General features: G+C 45.8%; 21 protein-coding genes. 16 read left to right on the top strand and 5 right to left on the bottom strand.

What is annotated here, in order from left to right:
* Position 1 precedes the first annotated feature (1 nt).
* The 4 genes from ACEN86_RS10810 to ACEN86_RS10795 all read left to right on the top strand — a co-directional run bounded on the left by ACEN86_RS10810 (position 2) and on the right by ACEN86_RS10795 (position 4,294).
* Complete coding sequence (locus tag ACEN86_RS10810; RefSeq protein WP_495630651.1) at positions 2-1,456, top strand: glycoside hydrolase family 1 protein; 1,455 nt, start codon at positions 2-4, stop codon at positions 1,454-1,456.
* 124 nt (positions 1,457-1,580) lie between these two features.
* Positions 1,581-2,339: a polysaccharide deacetylase family protein gene (locus ACEN86_RS10805; protein ID WP_495630650.1), complete on the top strand. Its 759-nt coding sequence runs from the start codon at positions 1,581-1,583 to the stop codon at positions 2,337-2,339.
* 79 nt (positions 2,340-2,418) lie between these two features.
* Complete coding sequence (locus ACEN86_RS10800; RefSeq protein WP_495630649.1) at positions 2,419-3,243, top strand: MerR family transcriptional regulator; 825 nt, start codon at positions 2,419-2,421, stop codon at positions 3,241-3,243.
* A gap of 28 nt (positions 3,244-3,271) precedes the next feature.
* Positions 3,272-4,294 carry a serine hydrolase domain-containing protein gene (locus ACEN86_RS10795; protein ID WP_495630648.1) on the top strand — a complete coding sequence of 341 codons (1,023 nt, stop codon included), beginning with the start codon at positions 3,272-3,274 and terminating at the stop codon, positions 4,292-4,294.
* 189 nt (positions 4,295-4,483) lie between these two features.
* On the opposite strand, the gene ACEN86_RS10790 is transcribed toward ACEN86_RS10795, so the two are convergent.
* From ACEN86_RS10790 to ACEN86_RS10775, 4 genes are read right to left on the bottom strand one after another with little or no spacing between them, the layout of a single operon-like run.
* Positions 4,484-4,660: a hypothetical protein gene (locus ACEN86_RS10790; protein WP_495630647.1), complete on the bottom strand. Its 177-nt coding sequence runs from the start codon at positions 4,658-4,660 to the stop codon at positions 4,484-4,486.
* Positions 4,661-4,698: 38 nt separating this feature from the next.
* A complete protein-coding gene (locus ACEN86_RS10785) occupies positions 4,699-5,796 on the bottom strand; it encodes an ABC transporter permease (protein ID WP_495630646.1) in 1,098 nt (365 codons plus the stop codon).
* 5 nt (positions 5,797-5,801) lie between these two features.
* Positions 5,802-6,635 carry an ABC transporter permease gene (locus ACEN86_RS10780; protein WP_495630645.1) on the bottom strand — a complete coding sequence of 278 codons (834 nt, stop codon included), beginning with the start codon at positions 6,633-6,635 and terminating at the stop codon, positions 5,802-5,804.
* Between the two features lie 14 nt (positions 6,636-6,649).
* A complete protein-coding gene (locus ACEN86_RS10775; protein ID WP_495630644.1) occupies positions 6,650-7,582 on the bottom strand; it encodes an ABC transporter ATP-binding protein in 933 nt (310 codons plus the stop codon).
* 201 nt (positions 7,583-7,783) lie between these two features.
* Here ACEN86_RS10775 and ACEN86_RS10770 point away from each other — a divergent pair, with 201 nt between their 5' ends.
* The 8 genes from ACEN86_RS10770 (at position 7,784) to ACEN86_RS10735 (ending at position 18,294) form a co-directional block, all read left to right on the top strand.
* Positions 7,784-8,953 (top strand): sensor histidine kinase, encoded by a 1,170-nt coding sequence (locus ACEN86_RS10770; RefSeq protein ID WP_495630643.1) that lies wholly within the window; start codon positions 7,784-7,786, stop codon positions 8,951-8,953.
* Between the two features lie 36 nt (positions 8,954-8,989).
* Entirely contained in the window at positions 8,990-9,658 is a 669-nt protein-coding gene (locus tag ACEN86_RS10765; RefSeq protein ID WP_495634276.1) for a response regulator transcription factor, read from the top strand.
* Positions 9,659-9,922: 264 nt separating this feature from the next.
* Positions 9,923-11,425, top strand: a complete 1,503-nt coding sequence (locus ACEN86_RS10760) for a malate:quinone oxidoreductase (protein ID WP_495630642.1) — start codon at positions 9,923-9,925, stop codon at positions 11,423-11,425.
* Between the two features lie 288 nt (positions 11,426-11,713).
* Positions 11,714-14,311 carry a phosphoenolpyruvate synthase gene (gene ppsA, locus ACEN86_RS10755; RefSeq protein ID WP_495630641.1) on the top strand — a complete coding sequence of 866 codons (2,598 nt, stop codon included), beginning with the start codon at positions 11,714-11,716 and terminating at the stop codon, positions 14,309-14,311.
* 345 nt (positions 14,312-14,656) lie between these two features.
* Entirely contained in the window at positions 14,657-16,135 is a 1,479-nt protein-coding gene (locus ACEN86_RS10750) for an Lsa family ABC-F type ribosomal protection protein (protein WP_495630640.1), read from the top strand.
* Positions 16,136-16,265: 130 nt separating this feature from the next.
* Positions 16,266-17,474, top strand: coding sequence for a selenium metabolism membrane protein YedE/FdhT (gene yedE, locus ACEN86_RS10745; RefSeq protein ID WP_495630639.1), 1,209 nt, complete (start codon positions 16,266-16,268; stop codon positions 17,472-17,474).
* Positions 17,464-17,691: a sulfurtransferase-like selenium metabolism protein YedF gene (gene yedF / locus ACEN86_RS10740; RefSeq protein WP_495630638.1), complete on the top strand. Its 228-nt coding sequence runs from the start codon at positions 17,464-17,466 to the stop codon at positions 17,689-17,691. The genes yedE and yedF overlap by 11 nt, the downstream gene beginning before the upstream one ends.
* Before the next feature lie 162 nt (positions 17,692-17,853).
* A complete protein-coding gene (locus ACEN86_RS10735; RefSeq protein ID WP_495630637.1) occupies positions 17,854-18,294 on the top strand; it encodes a helix-hairpin-helix domain-containing protein in 441 nt (146 codons plus the stop codon).
* 25 nt (positions 18,295-18,319) lie between these two features.
* Here ACEN86_RS10735 and ACEN86_RS10730 read toward each other — a convergent pair whose 3' ends face one another.
* On the bottom strand, positions 18,320-18,691 hold the full coding sequence (locus ACEN86_RS10730; protein WP_495630636.1) for a hypothetical protein: 372 nt from the start codon (positions 18,689-18,691) through the stop codon (positions 18,320-18,322).
* A 227-nt stretch (positions 18,692-18,918) separates the two neighbouring features.
* Here ACEN86_RS10730 and ACEN86_RS10725 point away from each other — a divergent pair, with 227 nt between their 5' ends.
* From ACEN86_RS10725 to ACEN86_RS10710, 4 genes are read left to right on the top strand one after another with little or no spacing between them, the layout of a single operon-like run.
* Positions 18,919-20,028: a Gfo/Idh/MocA family protein gene (locus tag ACEN86_RS10725; protein ID WP_495630635.1), complete on the top strand. Its 1,110-nt coding sequence runs from the start codon at positions 18,919-18,921 to the stop codon at positions 20,026-20,028.
* Between the two features lie 43 nt (positions 20,029-20,071).
* Positions 20,072-20,839 (top strand): sugar phosphate isomerase/epimerase family protein, encoded by a 768-nt coding sequence (locus ACEN86_RS10720; RefSeq protein WP_495630634.1) that lies wholly within the window; start codon positions 20,072-20,074, stop codon positions 20,837-20,839.
* Positions 20,840-20,856: 17 nt separating this feature from the next.
* On the top strand, positions 20,857-21,786 hold the full coding sequence (locus ACEN86_RS10715; protein WP_495630633.1) for an AraC family transcriptional regulator: 930 nt from the start codon (positions 20,857-20,859) through the stop codon (positions 21,784-21,786).
* A gap of 35 nt (positions 21,787-21,821) precedes the next feature.
* On the top strand, positions 21,822-22,877 hold the full coding sequence (locus ACEN86_RS10710) for an oxidoreductase (protein ID WP_495630632.1): 1,056 nt from the start codon (positions 21,822-21,824) through the stop codon (positions 22,875-22,877).
* Positions 22,878-22,912: the final 35 nt, after the last annotated feature.

Here is a 22,912-nt window from a genome sequence, read left to right as displayed (position 1 = left end):
GATGATTCATACGAATTTGCGTCCTTTTCCAAAAGACTTTCTATGGGGGTCAGCATCAGCTGCATATCAGATTGAAGGAGCCTGGAATGAAGATGGGAAAGGCCTGTCCGTATGGGATGTATTTACGAAGATAGAAGGCAAGACCTATCAGGGGAGCAATGGCGATGTGGCCATGGATCACTACCACAGGTATAAAGAAGATATTGCTCTCATGGCCGAGATGGGTCTCAAAGCTTACCGGTTCTCGGTGAGCTGGCCACGCATTTATCCAAATGGATATGGTGAAGTGAATGAAGAAGGGCTTCAGTTCTATGACCGGGTGATTGATGAGCTGATTGCCCACGGCATCGAACCGGTGCTTACCTTGTATCATTGGGATGTGCCACAGGCGCTTATGGACGTGTACGGAGCCTGGGAATCACGGCGGATCATTGAAGATTTCAATCATTACTGTGTTACGCTGTTCAAGCGGTATGGATACAAAGTAAAGTACTGGGTGTCGCTGAACGAGCAAAATTATAATACGAACCACGGATTTATCACCGCTATGCATCCGCCGGGTGTCAAGGACCGCAAAAGATTCTATCAGGCGAATCACCATGCTTTTCTTGCCAATGCCAAGGTCATTGATTCCTTTCGGACCCATGTGCCAGATGGTAAAATCGGTCCGAGCTTCGCGTACTCTCCGGCCTATCCGGCTTCAAGCAAGCCGGAGGATATGCTGTCATTTGAGAACGCAGAGGAATTCACCAACTTCTGGTGGCTGGACGTGTACTGCCTGGGACATTATCCGCAGATTCCACTGCGGTATCTGGAAGAGCAGGGGCTGGCTCCTGTCTTCGAAGAAGGGGATGCAGAGCTCCTTCGCAAGGGAAAGCCGGATTTCGTCGGCGTCAATTACTATCAGACCCTTACCTACGAACATAATCCGCTGGACGGTGTGGCTGAAGGCAAGATGAACACGACCGGCCAGAAAGGCAGCAATCAATCAACCGGCCTGCCCGGGCTGTATAAGACGGCGGCCAATCCGAATCTGGAGACCTCCAATTGGGACTGGGCCATTGATCCGATCGGACTGCGAATAGGTCTGCGCCGCATTACAAGCCGTTACGGTCTGCCCGTGTTCATCACAGAGAATGGACTTGGTGAATTTGATAAGCTGGAGCAGGATGACACGATACATGACAAATACCGCATCGATTACCTTAGGTCACATCTGGTGCAGTGCCTGCAGGCGATGAACGACGGGGTGGACTTGATCGGCTACTGCAGCTGGTCGTTCACCGATGTGCTCAGCTGGTTGAACGGGTATCAGAAGCGGTACGGCTTTGTATATATTGACCGGGATGAGACCGATGAGAGATCCCTGCGCCGGATCAAAAAGGACAGCTTCTACTGGTACCAAGAAGTCATTCGAACGAACGGTGAACGGTTGTTCACTTCAAATGATAAATAAGCAACAAGGAAGATCCGCTTAGTGCAGGCGGGTCTTCTTTTTTTATTTTATATATGAAGCCCTACATGAATTTTCTGCTCCTTGTAAACAATAGATCACACTTCACTATTAAGAGGGGGATTTCATGAGGACATATCCTATTTGGCTTTCTTTGATGATGCTCTGCTTGATTGGCGGCAATCTGCCAAGAGAATTATTCGTTCAGCACCGGGAAGCTGTCCTCACTCCTGTTCCAATCCTGCTGTATCATTCGGTCTCCAGCGATCAAGAGGATCCGCTCAAGATCAATCCAGCCCGGTTCGAAGAACAGATGACTTATCTGAAGAATGAAGGGTATCACTCAATTCATTTCGAAGATCTTCAAGAGGGGTGGTACAACGGACGGCCTTTGCCCGCCAAGCCGATACTAATAACTTTTGATGACGGGTATGAGGATAACTACACTGCGGCGTATCCTATTTTGCTCCGAACAGGAATGAAGGCAACTATATTCGCAGTTACAGGGAGTATCGGCTTACCGGGCCGATTAACCTGGGATCAGCTGCACGAGATGGAGTCTTCTGGCTTAATAGACACCCAATCACACACCGTAACGCATACGAACCTGACCACGCTTAGCGATGAGGAGAAGATGAAGGAACTCGTCAATTCCAGGCTAGAAATTCTACATAGATTAGGGCATGCTGCAAGCGTGCTCGCATACCCGTATGGCTTCTATGATCAGCGTTCTATCAATGCGGTACAACAGGCAGGCTATACGTTCGCTGTCATCACCGAGCCGGGAGCTGCCGATCCGAAGCAAGGTAGGTTCAGCCTGCACCGGATTCTCATCACCGGAGATTTATCGCTTGATTCCTTCAAAGCGGCGCTAAATCAGCGCTAGTTTGTATATTGGTGTTGACTTTGCCCTTAGGGTAAGGTGTTAAGTAGAAGAGTACACGGATCAGTTGGGGGGTGAGCCATTGTTATCGATTGGAGAGTTCTCGAAGATGTGCGGAGTCTCTACCAAAACGCTTCGATATTATGATGAAATCGGCTTGATTAAGCCGGAAGAGATTAATCCCGAGAATGGGTACAGGTATTACTCTGTCAGTCAGCTGCACAAGATGTTGTTCATCCAGCGGTTGAAATCCTATCACTTCACATTGGAAGAGACGAAAGTAATTCTCGGTCTGGAAGAAGATCTGCTAGAAGAGAAGCTTCATTCAGCGCTTCTTCGCAAGCGAATGGAGATTTTAGACAAGCTGAAGGCTTATGAGTACACCGTTAAGAAGATGAGTGAGGATGTCTTGAATTTAGAAAAGGGCGTATCCGTAATGTCGTATCTGGACAATATCGAGGTTCAGCTTGTTGAAGTTCAGCCTAAGAATATCCTTTATGTACGGCAGATGATGAGCAGTGATGACTACGCAGCAGGGTATGGAAGTTATTTTGGCAGATTATATGAGAGAATTGCTGCCGGGAAGCTCACGATGCTGGGTACGCCTATGACAATCTATCATAGTTCCGAGTACCACCCAGCTGGCAATGATACCGAATTTGCAATCCCTATCCAGGAGTATGTTCAAGGTACTAGAGATCTGGCTGGGGGTCTCTGCGCGAAATCGGTGATCAAGGGTGCATATTCGGAGTTAACCTCTGTGTACACCAAGTTGAGAGAATGGATTGAACGCGAAGGATATGATCTGGTGCAGCCCCCATATGAAATCTATCTGACCGATCCGGATCAAGTCACCACACCCGAGGATTTGGTTACCGAAGTCTATTTTCCTGTTAAGAAAAAATAACATGTACGTCTATAGGGGGCTATTTGTCATGCAAAAAAACGGTTACCCGGCTTCAGAATGGCAGACTGCAGAACCTTCTGCCGTGGGATTGGATTCATCCAAGCTTGCAGAGCTTGAACCGAGGATCCAATCTGATTACAGCAATATTAATGGAGTCGTTATTGTCAAGAATGGATGCATTGCATATGAGAGGTACTATAATGGCTATGGTCCGGATCATACGCACCATGTGGCCTCTGTTACGAAGAGCCTCATCTCGGCTCTAATGGGTATTGCCATAGACACGGGAGATATTGCTTATGTGGACCAAAAGGTGCTGGACTTCTTCCCGGAATATGTACCGGACGCTGCGAACACACAGCTGCAAGAGATCACGCTGAGACATTTGCTAACCATGACAGCTCCGCATTCCTTCCAGGATTGGCACGAACCGCTGGATAAGATGTGTATGCAGCCTGACTGGGTCAAGTACACGTTGGATATTCTCGGCCGGGAGGGGAGAATCGGTGAGTTCAAATATTCTACTGCGGGAGCGCATCTGCTCTCAGCCGTCATCACGCGCAGCACGGGAAGAAGCGCCCGTGAATATGCCAATGAACATCTATTTGGGCCAATCGGAATGATAGAAATCCCGGAGTACGAAATGAAGTCATATGGGTTTGACGACCTGTTCGGGCAGCAGGTGCGGGGTTGGGTCCATGATCCTCATGGAATTTCTACTGGAGGTTGGGGAGTAACATTATCTCCTCGTGATATGGCCAGGTTCGGCCAATTATATCTGAATGGCGGCAGCTGGAAGGGTCGGCAGATTATTTCGGAGAAATGGATTGCGGAATCCACTGCGATGAACCCGAATACATACGGTTATTTATGGTGGCTGCGGCAAGAGGATGGGATTTATGCCTATTCAGCACTGGGCGACGGCGGCAATGTAATCTGCTGTATTCCCTCCCGAAACCTCGTGGTAGCTATTGCATCGGAATTCACACTTCACGCCCGCGACCGATGGGAACTGATCAAGGAAATTATTGTTCCAGCAGTCATAGGGTAATAATATAAGCAGTTTGGAGTGAAATTTAATTGTATTCTTGTCTTATGTAGGTGTATGGAGAAAATTATCAATGAAAGCCGCAGTATCCTCTATGGACAAGCTGCGGCTTAATTACTTCAATATGACTTTTACTAGCACACTTTTAATTGTGGCTTCTTCCAAGTCAGTTCCTTAATAGTCAGGATATAATTAGCTTGTTAGTCTTGAGAATCCATTGATAATCAAATAAATACCTGCAACACGGGGAGGAATCCGCGGGCCGGTACCATCCTTCTTAAAAAGAATTTTGGCTAGATAACCAATGTAGATATTAATTAGTATTCCGGCAATTATTTCAATAATGCCCACTAAAATCATTGTATTCATAAGAACCCTTCTCTCAGATCAATTAGCAATTATCTATTTTATAGTTGCTTACTTATTTTGTGTTTTATTAGCAGGAATGATAGACATAGACTCAATATTCCGACACAACATAGGCCACCGGCAATGTCCATTATTGCTGTAGCAGAATTGCCATTCGGATATGCTTCATTCAAACCTTTTGCAGCCCATGTTCCCGGAATGGCTTTGGAGAGAATACGAAACCATTTTGGGAAATGATCATCAATAGTGAAGAAGGACCCTCCAAAAATACCTGCTACAGCCATAATGACAGAACCGCTGACCGTAAAATTTTGATGGGATTTGACCCATGGAACTAATAGCATAACCAGACCTGTCAGAGCGAATAAATAAGCGGCCCAAATCGCGGTTTTAACACCCAAGCCTTCAAGCAGAGGTATATTTAATATCCAATTTCCAGCAATTAGAACAATCGCGGCTATAGTTAGCCCGAACAAATAGGCGGCAATGATTTTAGACCAGAGATATCTAGTAAAAGTTAATGGCATCGCAAAAATTCTCCGTTCAAGGCCATTCTCCTGCTCATCAATCAGGGTGCGGAAGCTCTGAATGACAACAAACCACAGAAACATCAGCATAAATCCGTTTAGACGTATTCCAACAAGCCCTCTTGCAGCTGTACTCCGTTTAGCAGGAATCGGTTGGTTAGTCCGTTCATTAGTAAGAAGGTGGTTGTTATTAAGAGAGAGAAAGGCGTTTATCCTCTTATATAGGGCATCTTGATTAGATTTAAGGTTAGGATCATTCTTGTTCAGTACTATATTGATATGATGAGGATGCTTCGGATTTCCTACGTTTGCTCCAAATCCAGAATCAATAACAATGCCTACAGAAGTGCCATGTTCCTTAATATGTTGGGTCAATTCTGGCTCCGAGATCAATAAGACATGGTTGCTTTGATCGTTCTGGAGATATTGTGTCAACTGTCTGGAATAAATGCTAAAGTCTTTATCTACAACATAGACGGTTGTTTTTGTTTCCTGGGAGAACGTAAAGAAATAGGCGAGAAGTAATGGGGAAGCAATAATGGCCAGCAGGGCGAGTCTGTTGTTGAGCATCAGTTTCAACTGCTTGTATATGATGGCTAATAACTCCATGTCTCTCATCCTGCCTTTCTAATTTTTGCTGACCTAATTGCTAAGACAAAAAATAGCACGGCTAATCCAGAGAGACTCAACATGTCCCAAATGAGAGTAGACAAGCTTTCCCCTTGAAAAATATGCAGGTAAGCATTGATAGCTTTTCCATTCGGTGTCCATTCCTGAATGTTCTTTAGTACTAATGGGAATCCATCAGTCCTAAAGAAGCTGCCTCCCAAGAAGCCGAGTCCGTACAGAACAGGAGCGGTGAGACTCGATATAGCCGAGTGATCTTTGGTCCAGAAACCGCAGCACAGCACAAGAGAACCAATTGCAAGGCCATATATAAATGTAACCCCGAGCACTGCTGGAATATTAACCCAGATTACTCTGAACACCAGCCAGCTGCACAGAATAACGAGGGTCATCTGAACAACAATGGCCAAGGAAATTCCGAGAAGTTTGCCGACGACATATTGCCATATTGGTATTGGTGCCGATCGAATTCTATCCATGGTGTTGTTGAGCTTGTCCCGCACCAGACTATGGGCAAGCTCGAATGAGGTTAAGAAGGAGAAGAGAACAGTCATGGCCGCAGCCTCATATTGCATGGGACTAACGGATTGCTTCTCAGACATAACCCACTTAACAGGGATAACCAAGCCCATATTCATTCCGAAGTTTGCCTGATACAAAGTTTCTCCAGAATAAGAAGAGGGAGAATCCGTTGATGGCCCAAAAATCGTACCCAAAATAAAAATTAAAGCTATAGGAAGTAAAATCAACTTATAATAGAACACTTTAGATCGGGCTAAAAGCCTAATATCGAGTATCATAAAGCGAATCCATGTGTTCATTGAAGGTTCCTCCTCTAATCTCGAAGTGATTTGCCGGTCAACTTAAGGAACACGTTCTCTAAATTGACTTTTTCATACTGAAAAGAAGTCAGGTTAATTCCCGAATTTCGAAGTTGGTTTAATATTTCTATAACGCTGCTTTCTTTAGGATCAACGAGCAGAGTCATCTCATTCTTGTTCATCGTAATTCTTGCGATACCAGGTATCTGCGATATGTCATCGGGATTCTCCAACCCGTTTGCTTGAAAAGCCAGTCTGAGAGTATCCATTGCCGCAGAACTCTGCTGCAGCTCTTCCTTAGTTCCATAAGCAATGAGCTTACCATGATCCATAATGGCTGCCCGATCACATAAATATTCGACTTCTTCCATGTAGTGGGTTGTATAAATTACAGTCGTTCCATACTCCTGCTTAAGAGCCTTGACGGTCTCCAGAATATAATTTCTGGATTGGGGGTCTATGCCTACTGTAGGCTCATCCATGATTAACAGCTTAGGTTGATGCATCAGAGCAATGCCCATGTTGATTCTTCTCTTCATTCCTCCAGAGAACTCCTGAATGCTTTGATGGCACTTTTCATACAAACCCATAAGTTTTAGAACCTCTTTAGTTCTGTCTTTTAATACATTTCCGGACATACCATACAGAGTACCGAAGAATTCTAGATTATCTTTGGCGCTTAGTGCCTCATATAAAGCCAGATCTTGCGGTACAATGCCCATGATTTTTCGAATTTCGCATGAAGAAGGCCTTAATAACTGATTTGCCACCCATATCTCACCACTGTCGGGTGCCAATATCGTCGAGATCATGGAGACCGTTGTGGACTTTCCGGCTCCATTGGGACCTAGGAGACCTACGATTTCTCCTTGTTCCACTTTTAAAGAGAGATGATCGACTACAATCTTGTCACCATACTTTTTTGTTAAATTTTTAAGCTCTAGCATAGTTTTAACCTCCGCATCTATTCGTTGTGAATTGCACACTTATTGTATGAAGTAAGCTCATTCGCGCCAATTCACGAAAGTACTCAAATCAGATATATGACTTCGGAATTTGTTAACGATGACTTTCGTTATCTATTTCGGCTAAACATAACATGGTAAAATAAAACAAATGTCTATATATCTGTAAGACAAGGAGATTTTATGCTGAGCTTATTTGCATCTGTTAACAATCGGGTGTACATTTTTTTAACTTTTAAAGGATTACTGTATTTTGACGTACTGAGCAATTTGGCGAACCAGGGACATCCTGTTTCGGGGCAAGCCTGGCTCCTAGTAGTTCTACTTGGCTTGAATGACTTAGTTCGTGGCCGCTGCTTATTGATATCTCCTCATCGGCAACGACATTTTTTTTATTCCTTGGCTATCAGTATCGTTCTATTGGCTGGCCTTCATTTATGCTTTCCTATTGGAAGCCTGCTCACAATGATTCAACTTACATTAATCGAGCTTTTGATTTTCAGTGAACGTCTGTCCTATCTACTTGTTGGTCTGACCTTGGCGGCTTATATAATTTCGAATGTGTCAACAAGTTTGTCTTATGTCGAAATGGTTAATGATTTCATTAATATTTCAGGCTTCTTAGTTGTGGGGATGTTGTTTAGAACTATAATTCTCGATAAGGATGAAACAGTAAGTCTATATAAGGAACTTCAAGACGCCAACAGCAAGTTAAAGTTGTACTCGGCAAAAATCGAAGAACTGACGATCGCTAAGGAACGAACAAGAATAGCGCAGGAACTGCATGACTCCATCGGTCACTCCTTTGTTGCTTTGAGCATGAACCTCGAATTTGCCCATCAAATCATTGATATATATCCTGACAAAACCAAGGAAGTGCTAGGAAAAGCACTGGCCTTATCTAAGGATGGAATGGATCAACTAAGGAAAGCCGTGGATACTTTGAATCAAGCTTTAAAAGTAGAAAGTCTGAGAGATTCTTTTACGGGGTTATTTGCTAATTTCGAGCAAACCACAAAGGTTCATTTTCTATTTGAATTTGATCAATCGATCGAAGGGGAGCATTCCGGCCTGAAGGAGTGTCTTATTAAAACTGCGCGAGAGGCAGTAACTAATGGAATTAGGCATGGCGGAGCTACTGAGTTTACGATTAAGGTGCGAAAGAGTGTGGACGGAGTAAGAATGGATATTCATAATAACGGCAGAAGTGGCAGCCCTGTGGTTAAATCACATGGTTTATTGGGGATGGAGAACAGAATTAAGTCCCTCGGGGGCCATTTCGAATTTTCCTCAGATAAGGGCTTTTCTATTGTTGTACTACTGCCCTCTATTAATTCAATTCTTGTAGATTGAAGGCTGAGAATATTTAAAAAGGGGAACGGTACTATGATTAAGGTCGTTATTGTGGATGACCAGGAAATTGTCAGGGAAGGTTTGAAAATGATTCTAAGTCTGCACAAAGAAGTCAAAATTATTGATGAGGCGACAAATGGACAAGAATTACTAAATTGTCTTGATGATTTGAATCCTGATGTGGTCTTGATGGATATCCGGATGCCCGTCATGGATGGAATTACAGCCGCGAAGCAGGTTAAGAAGCAGCGCCCCGATATGAAAGTCATTATATTAACTACCTTTAATGATTATGAGTATATTCTGAGTGGCTTAAGAAATGGTGTGGATGGCTATGTATTAAAAGATTCCGGTTCACCAGAAATTCTGAGCGCCATTAAAGCAGTAATGACGGGGAGCGTGCTTCTGACCTCACGTGTAACGGAGACCATAATGGAGTCCATACCCACATCTTCATTAGTTGGATCTCCCACTCAAGACGGATATCCCTCCGAGCTGTATAAGGACAAACTGGCTCATCTTACACCCCGAGAACTGGATGTTGCTAGGCACATCCTTTCCGGCAGCAGCAATAAAGTCATTGCACAATCGTTATTTGTGACTGAGGGAACTATTAAAAATTATGTGTCCCGAATTTTAGAAAAGCTGGACTGTAGGAACCGAACGGAACTCGTTATACGATTAGGACGTCTCGGGCCATTTTAGAAAATGAGCTTTCAAATCATTCTGCCATAAGCGTACTATTCGCTAGCATTCACCAACTCACTTCTAGGCACATACACTGTGTTAGTGGAAGGGAGCCGCACGCGTTTAAATTCGGATCTGCTAAATTTTTGTCTGTTTCTAGTAGATTTTGACGAACTTCTCACTTTTTAACCTGCATTAAATAGTTTATAATTATCAGATAATCGCCGTTATGATAATCTTGAAATAATTATTTTAAACTACTAGCCTATAAGGATGGTTAAAATGAGCAACAGCTTAACTAAAACAGACGTTATCTTGATTGGTGCCGGAATCATGAGTGCCACTCTGGGGACATTATTGAAGGAACTAATGCCCGAATGGAATATTAAAGTATTTGAGAAGCTTGAGAAGGCGGGCGAAGAAAGCTCTAACGAATGGAATAATGCTGGTACTGGTCATGCTGCACTCTGTGAACTCAACTACACTACCGAGAAGCCAGACGGCAGGGTTGATATCAGCAAAGCAATCAAGATTAATGAGCAGTTTCAGGTATCGATGCAGTTCTGGTCTTATCTGGTTAAGTCGAAGCTGATTCAGAATCCGCTGGACTTTATTATGCCCCTCCCTCATATGAGTATGGTGCAAGGCGAAGCAGATGTGACCTTTTTGAAGAAAAGATTTGAAGCGCTGTCAAGCAATCCTCTCTTCCAAGGGATGGAGTTCTCTGATGATCCAGCCAAGCTTAAGGAATGGATTCCGCTGATTATGCAGAATCGTCCGACTAATGAACGGATTGCCGCGACTAAGATTGACACGGGTACAGATGTTAACTTTGGCGCTTTAACGCGGATGTTATTTAACCATTTACAATCCAAAGACGTCGAGGTTCACTATAAACATAGTGTAGACCATGTGAAGCGTGCTAGTGATGGGTCTTGGGAGCTGAAGGTTCGTGATTTGGAAAGCGGCAGCACGGAGCGCCATTCGGCTAAATTTGTGTTCATCGGCGGCGGGGGCGGAAGCCTGCATCTGCTCCAGAAAACCGGGATCCCAGAAAGTAAGCATATTGGCGGTTTCCCTGTAAGTGGAATTTTCATGGTATGTAATAATCCGGAAGTTATTGCACAGCATCATGCCAAAGTATACGGCAAAGCCAAGGTGGGAGCACCACCTATGTCCGTACCGCATCTGGATACAAGATTTATTGATAACAAGAAGTCATTGTTATTCGGTCCGTTTGCCGGCTTCTCACCAAGGTTTCTTAAGACAGGTTCCCTGTTAGATTTGATTACCTCGGTCAAGCCCAATAATGTGTTAACCATGTTAGCGGCAGGCGCCAAAGAAATGTCTTTGACCAAGTATCTGATTCAGCAAGTGATGTTGTCCAAAGAAAAGCGTATGGAAGAGCTGCGTGAATTCATTCCGAACGCCAAAATCGAGGATTGGGATTTGGTAGTCGCAGGTCAGCGTGTGCAGGTTATCAAGGATACAGAAGCTGGTGGCAAAGGGACGCTTCAATTTGGTACTGAAGTAATTACCTCCGCAGATGGCTCAATTGCTGCCTTGCTTGGTGCTTCTCCGGGTGCTTCTACAGCTGTACACGTGATGCTGGAAGTGATTAACAAGTGTTTCCCTGATCAGATCCAAGCTTGGGAACCCAAAATTAAAGAAATGATTCCGTCTTATGGCAAGTCTCTCATGGATAACCCGGAGCTGCTACAAGAGATTCATGATACAACATCAGAGACGCTGGGCCTAAGTAAGAAAGAGCCAGTATTCAGTTAATTAAGATGGTTCAACTTGTTTCTCTGTATTCTTGAGGAGGGCTGCCGATCCTAATGGATCGTGCAGCCTTTTCTTGTCTAACTAGATAAAAAGACATCAAAAAAGAGAACCTGAATGATTGAATCAGGTTCTCTTGTATTGCATGCAAATAGGCGCAATGTTATGATTAGATTGTATCAAACAAATTAAAAATACATAGTAGTAACATCTTACAATTTAATTCTACCACGCTGGCCATCTCATGTCAAATGATTTTTTTTCAATTAAATAGTTAGGAGAGATGTTTAAATGAGTTCTTTGGTTCTTGGGTTTCAGGAGATGGATAGTGCACAGCTTATACATGTTGGCGGCAAAGGCTTGAATTTAGTTGAATTATCCAAAATTGAAGGAATACAAGTACCTGAAGGATACTGTGTTACAACCGTGGGATATCAAAAAGCAATTGAACAAAACGAAAAGTTACATGTGCTGATAGATCAACTAACCACACTAAAAGTTGAAGATCGTGATCAGATTGGGAATATTAGCAGGGAAATCCGACAGCTTCTATTGGAGGTTGAAATTCCTACCGAGGTTGTGAATGCTGTGACTCACTATCTCGCCCAATTTGGTGAGGAGCATGCTTACGCGGTACGTTCAAGTGCCACTGCTGAAGATTTGCCCCATGCCTCTTTTGCCGGGCAGCAAGACACCTATTTAAATATCATCGGCACCGATGCCATCTTGAAGCATATCAGCAAATGCTGGGCTTCCTTATTTACAGATCGTGCGGTCATCTACCGTATGCAAAATGGATTTGACCACAGACAGGTATATTTATCTGTTATTGTTCAAAGAATGGTTGTCCCCAGGGCTTCAGGAATATTATTTACCGCTGACCCCATTAGCGGAAACCGGAAGCTGCTAACCATCGATGCCAGTTACGGACTTGGTGAAGCGCTGGTCTCAGGCCTTGTAACTGCAGATTGTTATAAAGTACAGGGCGGGGAAATCGTTGATAAGAGAATAGCCTCCAAAAAGGTGGCTATTTATGGACGGAACGAAGGCGGAACAGAGACTCGGCAAATTCATCCTAACCAGCAAAATACTCAAACCCTTACAGATCAACAAATATTAGAGCTGGCACGCATCGGAAGACAGATCGAAGCGTATTTTGGATGCCCGCAGGACATTGAATGGTGCCTGGCTGACGATATATTCTATATTGTCCAGAGCAGGCCAATTACGACCTTATTTCCGATACCTGAAGCGAATGATCAAGACAATCACGTCTATGTATCTGTCGGACATCAACAAATGATGACCGATCCGATCAAACCGCTCGGCTTGTCTTTCTATCTGTTAATAACGCCTGCGCCCATGCGTACAGCAGGCGGAAGGTTGTTTGTTGATGTTACACCGATGCTGGCTTCGCCAGTTAGAAGAGAAACGTTCCTGAATACCTTGGGGCAAACCGATCCGCTCATAAAAGACGCGTTTATCACCATAATCGAGCGAGGAAATTTTATCAAAACGATCCCGGATGACAACAAAGGACCGAGCAGGCCGCCCGCAGGTTCTCAAACACAAATTGAAAATGATCCACAAATCGTATCCAAGTTGATAAAGCGTAGTCAGACTTCGATCGAAGAGTTAAAACAAAACATTCAAACGAAGTCCGGATCCGAATTGTTAGATTTTATTCTGGAAGACATTCAGGAGTTAAAGAAAATCTTATTTGGCGCGCAAAGTACGGCTGTGTTCATGAAAGCTATGAACGCTTCAGCATGGATCAATGAGAAGATGATGGAGTGGTTAGGCGAAAAGAACGCTGCCGATACGCTTTCCCAATCAGTACCCAATAACATTACGTCGGAAATGGGTCTGGCGCTAATGGATGTCGCTGATGTGATTCGTCCTTATCCGGAAGTCGTTCATTATTTACGTCATGTGAATAACGATGATAACTTCTTGGATAACCTGCTAAAGTTTGATGGGGGTCAGGAAACAAGGGACGCGATCATGTCTTTTCTGGGTAAATACGGCATGCGATGTGCCGGAGAAATCGATATTACCCGAACACGTTGGAGCGAGAAACCAACAACCCTTGTCCCGCTGATCTTAGGAAACCTCAAAAACTTTGAGGCTAAGGCAAGCCGTCTGAAATTTGAGCAAGGACGGCGAAAAGCTATAGAGAAAGAACAGGAATTATTGAATCGATTGAGGCAGCTGCCTGATGGCGAAATAAAAGCAAAAGAAACCAAACAAATGATCGACATCGTTCGCAATTTCATCGGTTACCGGGAATATCCTAAATACGGATATGTGAGCCGCTACTTCGTTTATAAGCAGGCATTATTGAAAGAAGCCGAACAGCTCGTACAAGCGGGCGTTATTCACGACAAAGAAGATGTCTTCTATCTGACTTTTGAAGAACTGCACGAAGTCGTACGCACTAATAAAGTGGACTACTCCATCATCAGCCAACGAAAAGAGGACTACAACTTATTTGCAAAACTATCTCCGCCACGTGTGATCACGTCTGATGGTGAAATAATTACAGGGAAGTACAAGCGAGAAAACTTGCCAGCTAATGCGATTGTAGGAATACCTGTTTCTTCAGGAATGATTGAAGGAAGAGCGCGTGTTATTTTAGACATGGAAAATGCCGGTCTGGAAGATGGAGATATACTAGTCACCTCCTATACTGACCCTGGCTGGACACCTTTGTTTGTATCCATCAAAGGCCTTATCACAGAAGTGGGCGGACTGATGACCCATGGAGCTGTGATCGCGCAGGAATATGGGATACCCGCAGTGGTTGGCGTGGACAATGCTACCAAACTTATAAAAGATGGACAACGGATTCGCGTGCATGGAACAGAAGGGTATGTGGAGATATTGTAGTAGTACTAAACAATTTAAATTAAACTTTCCACCCCGAGTGTGTTGAAACGCAGGGTATGGATATGATACGATGCCTTTAAATTAACCAAGGAGTTGAAGAGGATAATGTAATTTTCTCTCGCTGATCATGAACATGATAAAACTTGATTTTGCGGTATGCCGTTATGCGGCCATCGCCTTGTTTTTATTATGGATTAGCAGGATTAAAGTTACTTATTCTTTTCCACTCAAACGGATAGGCATGGGTCCAGCTCCCAAGGAGCCTGGGTTTGCCATATATTTATTTGAGCTACGAGAAAAGTAACTTTTCTTGTAGCTTTTTTATTTGTAAGGGAGGACCACTACATGTCATTAATTCAGGTCAAACATTTAACGTTCGCCTACGACGGGAGTTACGACAATATCTTTGAAGACGTAAATTTCAACATAGATACGGATTGGAAGCTGGGATTCACGGGAAGGAACGGCCGCGGGAAGACAACACTGCTTAATTTATTAATGGGCAAATACGAGTATCAGGGATCGATTTCTGCCCAAGTTCAGTTTGAATATTTTCCTTACTCTGTCCAGAATAAGGAGCATAACACCTTGGATGTGGTTGAGGAAATTTACCCGGACTATGTCCACTGGGAGCTTCTAAGAGAACTTTCCTTGCTCCAGATCTCTGAGGATGTGTTATATCGGCCGTTCGGCTCACTATCCCAGGGGGAGCAGACAAAGGTCATGCTGGCCGCACTGTTCCTGAAGGAGAATCAATTTCTGTTAATTGACGAGCCTACCAATCACCTCGATCTGGAAGGCAGGGAACTGGTGAGCCAGTATCTGAATACGAAAAGCGGCTTTATTCTGGTATCCCACGACCGGGCGTTCTTGGACAACTGCGTAGACCATATACTATCCATTAACAAAATGAGTATTGATATTCAGAAAGGGAATTTCTCGGCGTGGTGGGAGCAGAAGGAGAGACAGGATAACTACGAGCTCGCGGAAAATGAAAAGCTAAAGAAGGACATTACGCATCTGGCTAAGGCCGCGCAGCGAACAAGCAGCTGGTCACATGAAGTGGAGAAAAGTAAGAATGGTACCCGCAATTCCGGTTCCAAAGTTGACAAAGGATATGTCGGTCACAAGGCAGCCAAGATGATGAAGCGGTCCAAGACTCTTGAGAACCGCCAGCAGGCTGCTATTGAGGAAAAATCGGCTCTTTTGAAGAACCTTGAAAGCACCGAGAGTCTTAAGCTGTCGCAGCTCCCTTATCACAAAAGTCAGCTCGCCGAGCTAAGTCATGTATCGATCTGCTATGGAGATACGGAGGTGTGCTCGGATCTAAGCTTTACGATCGAAAGGGGCGATCGAATTGCACTTTCCGGCAGGAACGGATCCGGCAAATCGAGTGTCCTTAAGTTGCTCGTAGGAGAGGATATTTCGCATACCGGAGTGTTTCGGATCGGTAATCAGCTGAGTATTTCATATGTCTCCCAGGATACCTCCCATTTACAGGGAACGTTAACCGATTATGCGAGGGAGCAGGGGATTGACGAAAGTCTGTTCAAAGCGATCCTTCGGAAGCTGGATTTCTCCCGCATACAATTTGAGAAAGATATCTCCTTCTACAGCGGAGGCCAAAAGAAGAAAGTGCTTATAGCCAAAAGCTTATGTGAGAAGGCTCACCTGCACGTCTGGGATGAACCTCTTAACTTTATCGATGTTCTCTCCCGTATGCAGATTGAGCAGCTTCTCTTGGATCATAATGCTACGATGATATTCGTCGAACATGATAGAGAGTTCTGCAATCGTGTTGCCACGAAGATGGTTAAGCTGTAATCAGCTTCTTAACTGGGGAAGAATAACAATTTATATTACCGGCAGGTTCATTTTATAGTAAAATGGATTCCGTGGAATTTAATATGGAGTAGAAATAAATGCTCTAGACGGATAAGGGGTTATTGTACAATTGAAAAAGTTATATTCGGCCTGGTTTGGAAGCTATTGGAGTCCCTATCTGGTAATGGCTGTTGCGGGGATTCTAAGTGCATTGTACTTCGGGATCACCAATACGGTATGGGCCGTAACTGGTGAGTTTACCCGGTTGGGAGGTCATATTCTAGAGTTCTTCGGGGTGGATATATCGAACTGGGCCTATTTCCAGCTCGTTCATATGAAAGGAACGACCTTGACGCGGACCGATGGCTGGATCGTATGGGGGATGTTCATCGGAGCACTCATTACAATTCTGCTGAGTGGTAATTTCAAGATTCGCATCCCGAGACAGAAACGGCGGTATGTGCAGGGATTAGCAGGCGGGATCATTGCCGGCTTTGGAGCTCGGATGGCTCTGGGCTGTAATCTTGCAGCTTTTTTTACCGGCGTTCCTCAGTTCTCTCTTCATTCCTGGATCTTCATCGTTGCCACAGGGGCGGGAACCTTCCTGGGTGCCAAGCTGGTCAGCACCAAATGGTGGAAAGGAAAGCCCGTTCTGCACAAAGGCGGTGGTGTCCAGGCAGCTGAATCACGCCGCAGTCGGCAGCCGCTGATCGGTGCTATTCTAGGCATTGTCTACGTTGGAATCATTATCTATTTATTTGCGGTAGGCCGCACCATGCTCGGAACGGCGGCGATATTCGGAGCCGCATTCGGTATTCTTATCGAACGAGGACAAATCTGCTTCACCTCCGCATTCCGCGATCTGTGGATCAGCGGACGGGCCACAATGACCAAGGCGATCACCCTGGGTATGGCTGTCAGCTCTATTGCTACGCTCATCATTATTCTTGTATATGGCATGGACCCGATTACGAAAATTGCCGCGCCAAGCACCCTGATCGGCGGAATCCTGTTCGGACTCGGGATCGTCATGGCCGGCGGCTGCGAGACGGGGATGATGTACCGGCTCATGGAAGGACAGATTGTCTTCCTGCCCGTATTCATCGGCAACATTATTGGAGCCACCGCGTTGGCTTATGCTTGGGATCATATGGGAATCTTCAATCTGCTTGTGAAGAGCGGATCACCCATTAACCTGATTAAGGTTATGGGTCCGGCGGGTGCAATAATAGCAACTCTGCTCGTTCTCGGAGCCATGTACGCGATTGCTGCCTATTGGCACAAGAACTACCGTTTTGGCGAGGGATTCAAAAAAGGAGGTACCACCGATGTCCGTTGATTTAACACTTGATATCCGGGGAGAATCTTGCCCTTATCCTGTCATTTACACGCTCGAAACCCTGCGTGAGATGAGCAAAGGCCAGACGCTGCAGGTGATTTCTGACTGTCCGTCCGCGTTCCGGAATGTACCGGAGGAAGTCGTCAAGCATGGATACACGATGGCTGAGGAGCCAGTTAAGAATGGCCAGGAATTCAGCCTGTTTATTCAGGTTTGATTTTGTAGAACAGGAATTGAATACTATATAATAATTCTATGATATAAGCCCGATGAACTCGGGCTTATATTTGTATACATTCATAGAATATTCGATTTAAAGGATTCATTTTTAAAGATTATATACATAATGCCAATTGTCTATTGAAAGGAGCTCCCATCAGTGACAAAGAATAAAGCGCCAAAACTAAATTTGAACATGCAAGAGAGAGCAGTCTTAAGAAAGAACCAAATAAAAATAAGCGAAATCATTAATTACAGTGCACAGCATTTAAGCTCTATATTAAGCATTTCAGAACAAAGGACAAAAGAGCTCAGGGCTTTATCCGAATTCCAGAGCATTCCTTCCATAGGACCGAAGTTTGCTGAGGATCTCGTTCAACTAGGATATTATTCGCTTGAGGACTTGAGAGACAAGGAAGGAGCTCTGCTATTCGAAGAACTGGAACAATTATGCGGGGTAACTATCGATCCCTGTGTGGAAGACCAATTTCGGCTAGTTATTCATTATGCCAACGACCCAAGCTCCAGTAAACAATGGTGGGATTTTACAGAGGAGAGGAAGAATTATAGAGAGCAGCACGGGTACCCAGATGGCAGATGAAAAAGGGCTCTTAAGAGCCCTTGTGTTATTTTTTATTCCACATATTGATCTTCATTCCCCAAATCGTATCCTTCGGGTGACTTGCTATTTCCTGAAGATCAGGCAGTCTAGGGTCATTTGGGTAATGCCGCTCCAGATAGGATGCGAACTTGGCCCTTATTCTTATTTCCATTTCCAGCTTGTTGAACTCACTCGGACGAGTCTCCAAGTAATCCAAACCGCGTTCCCACTCGGTGAGATCCGTAGCGGAAGATTGCCCAGACTCCAGCTTATCCACTAATGCACGCAGCCTCTTATCATTATCCCTCAGCGGGGCGGATAGGATATGCTTGTTATTGAGCAAGATCAGTAAAACAAACAAGAGGATGATCACCATCCAGAAAATAATAGAATCCACTGTCTATTCCCCCTTTAATGTATACGTTTTCTATTTCTCAATCGTAAGCTATTTTTCCCCAGCCGACAAATTAATTTTGATATGATATATATAAATCAATTAATCCTGAAAAATGGTGAGACAGATCAAGTTAGTCCAGTTTTAGTCAGCTGCAGTCCATTGAGTTGTTATCCTCAATCGGTGATAATGGGTTCACGCCCAAATTCAATCGAAAGAAGGATGAGACCGTGCGCAGAATCAAGGTTGGTGTCATTGGCACCGGAGTGATCAGTCATATTTACCTTAAGAATCTTACAACTATGCTCGACCATATTATTGAAGTGAAAGCGGTTGCCGACCTGGTCCCTGAGCTCGCACGCCAGCGGGCTGAAGAATTCCAGGTGCCGCAGGTGTATACGGTCGACGAACTGCTGGCCGATCCGGAAATTGAAATCGTCTTGAATCTGACCGCCCCTGCTGCTCATGCACCGCTGAATCTAAGAGCGCTGGAAGCCGGGAAGCATGTATATACGGAGAAGCCTTTTGCCTTGTCCCGTGAGGATGCAGATGAAGTCATTGCACTTGCCGAATCCAAGGGTCTTCTTGTTGGCTGTGCACCAGATACCTTCCTCGGAGCCGGGATACAGACCTGTATCAAATTAATCGATGATGGCTGGATTGGAGTCCCGTATGCTGCAAGCGCTACCATTATTATGGGGAATGCTTCGAACGGTATGCATCCGAACTTTCGCAACTTCTTGAAGCTCGGAGGCGACCCGATTATGGATATGGGTCCTTACTACTTGACGGCTATGGTTGCTCTGCTTGGACCCGTAAGCCGGGTGACCGGTTCGGCACAGCAGCTGCATCGGGAGATCATCGTCAATAATCCCAAATCCCCGGCTTATGGAGAGACGGTCCCGATTGAGGCGCCGACGAACGTGACGGCGGTACTTGACTTCGCAAATGGGGCTGTAGGTAGCCTTCAAGCGGCCAAGGAATCGTTCGGCTACTCGCCGCGGATGGAGGTTTACGGCACCGAAGGAATTCTATATGTACCTGACCCGAACTTCTTCGGAGGAACCGTCTCCATTCATTTTCCGAATGGCAAGACTCAAGAGATCCCGCATACCCACCCCTATGCTGAAGAGGGGCGCGGAATGGGAGTTGCAGACATGGCTTACGCCATCTTGAAAGGCAGGCCGAACCGGGCAAGCGGCCAGTTGGCAAGACATATACTGGATATTTCACTCAGCGTGTTCGAATCCTCGGAGTCGGAGCGTCATATACATCTTCAGCCTTCCATTGAACGCCCCGCGCCTTTGCCGATGGGTCTGAAGCATTATCTGTTAGATTAACTGCCCTCAAATACAAGACTAGTAGAATGAAGGAGTGCTGACTATGAAAAAGTTTCCTATAGCGGTTCAGCCCTATACTGTTCGCGAACAGCTCGCCCAGGATTATACAGGTACGCTTGAGAGAATTGCAGAGATCGGATATCGCGGCATTGAGCTGGGACGGCCGCCGGAGGGCATATCCATCAGCGAGCAGAAGGCCCTTCTTGACCGTATTGGATTACAGGTCATCGGGACGCATACGGGATTCGACAGCTTTGATTTTGATCCGGATGACATTGCGGATTATCTGGACGAGGTGAACGGAGGGAGATACGCAGCGATCTCACTGCGGTTCGACTCCAAGGAGGATGTTGTTGCCAAGGCAGCCAAGCTCAATACGATAGGTGAGCAATTTCGCAATCGTAATGTACAGTTTCTGTACCATAATCATGACTGGGAATTTCAGCAGTTCGAAGGGGAATATGCACTGGATATTCTCCTTAGAGAGACAGATCCCGAACTCGTCATGCTCGAACTGGATACATACTGGGTCAAGCGCGGCGGAGCCGATCCGGTTGCCTACCTGAGTAAGCTCCAGAACCGGTGCCCGCTCCTGCATATTAAGGATATGGAGAACGGGGAGGAGGCCTTTTTTGCCGAGATTGGTGAAGGGATTCTGGACTTCAGGGCAATTGCACAGACGGCTGAGCAGGTGGGTACCCAGTGGCTGGTAGTGGAGCAGGATCAGTCCAGACGTAACCCGCTGGAGAGTCTTGAGATCAGCTATCGTAATCTAAAGGCAATGGACTTGATAGACAATAAGCTTCAGTAGCTGAAGGAGGGGGTTCAATGGGCATTATTCATCATACGGTAAAAGGTACAGCATCGGCCCCTGTTCAGCTTCCGATGATTCATATTGCAGGTGACATCGCCAAAAAAGCGGGATCAGGACTCGGTCCGCGTACGATTGAGGATTATGAGCTGCTGTATTTTCCCGATGCTTCGCGTAGTATCTACCGCATTAAAGATCAAGCCTATACCTTGGACGAACCGAGCTTTGTGATTACCCGACCGGGAGAGATACATGCCTATGAGTACGACAATCAGCAGCCTGCCCGGCATTTATTCCTCCATTTCGGCCTGCCCGGTGAGGAACAGCTTCTGGAGCTTCTTCCGATGCTTAGGCCAGACGGGCCCAGCTGCATTCCGGCGGACGATCAGCTGCTGGCCCTGATGATGAAGCAAATTTTATATATTGCTTATGCCTATCCGGACCGCTTGCAGGAGCGGGGAAGCTCCATGCTGCTCACCCTACTGACCGAACTGAACGGTCAAATCTATGACGACCCGCAGCGGGCCCAAATCAAGCGTCTGCCGTCACAAATCGTAAAGGCGCTGGATTATATCGACGAACATATTGAGGAGACCCTCTCCGTAGAAATGCTCGCGAACCGCAGCGGCTGGTCACATGAGCATTTTACACGTTCGTTCATGCAGTATCTCGGGCGAACGCCTAGGGAGACGATTATCCAGCGGCGTATTGAGCGGGCCTGCCAGCTGCTGTTATATGAAGAATGGAGCATTAAGGAAGTGGCTTACCGTGTTGGGTTCAACGACGAGAACTATTTTAGCCGGTTATTCAAAAATGTAAAGGGAATCACCGCATCCGCTTACCGACGTAAACACAACAATCCAGTGTACCGGAATCTGGTTCCCGTCAAAGAAACCGAGGCGCTGTATCCGGTGAATCGCATATTGTTCAATGTGTGGGTCAAGTAGGGTACGGGGCTTATAGCTTAGACAAGGAGGCTATCATGTCAAAAACCTTAAATGTAGGCATTGTGGGATATGGCTTCGCCGCACGTACTTTTCATGCGCCTATTATCAGCTCGGTTCAGGGCCTTGCCCTTACCAAGATTGTTCAGCGGAGTGGAAGTTCCTGTGAGAAGGAATATCCCGGCGTGCAGGCAGTCAAGGATATCTCCGCACTCTATGGTGATGAAGAGATTGACCTGGTTGTAATCACCACTCCCAGTACGAACCATTACGAGATCACCAGGCAGGCTCTGCTAGCCGGCAAGCATGTTGTCGTAGAGAAGCCTTTCACAACCACGACCAAGGAAGCAGATGAGCTGATTGACCTGGCTCGCCGGCAGAACAAAGTGCTCAGCGTATTCCATAACCGCCGCTGGGACGGCGACTTCCTTACTCTGAAGGAAGTCGTATCACAAGGGCTGCTCGGCCGCATAACCGAAGCGGAGCTGCGCTGGGACCGCTTCAGTCCCAAGGCGGATCCTGAGCGGTGGCGGGATGCGGGCGAGGAGGGATCGGGTACGTTCTATGACCTCGGTGTCCATCTGATCGACCAGGCTCTTACCTTGTTCGGGATGCCTCAATCTGTTCGAGCGGAGCTGCGCACCGAGCGGGAACATGCGAAGGCATATGATTATTTCGACCTGTCACTCGGATACGGGAATGGCTTGAAGGTAAGCTTAAAGTCTTCCCTTATGGCAATAGAACCCGCTTCCCGGTACCGTCTATATGGCACGGAAGGGGCATTCGTCAAGTATGGTGAAGATCCCCAGGAAAATCAGCTGCTCAGGGGAATGACTCCCGGGATGCCAGGATATGGAGAGGAACCGGAATCGATGTGGGGAGTTCTGCACACCAGCCGCGGGGGTCTGAAATGCCGGGGTAATGTCCGTACCCTGCCGGGTTCCTATCAGGCATTCTATCAGAATATTTATGAGGATATTACAGGGACAGCTGAGCTTGCCGTTCAGCCAGAACAGGCTCGTATGGCGATTCGAATCATTGAGCTGGGTATGCAGAGTCACCGTGAACAGCGGACAGTGGAGTTTTCTCCTTGATATGAGAAGATCAAACCTGGATATAGAGTAACGAG

The sequence above is a fragment of the Paenibacillus sp. Paensp111 genome, from assembly GCF_059492195.1.
Note: the sequence above shows the minus strand (reverse complement) of the source record. Positions and strands in the feature narration are given on the sequence as shown.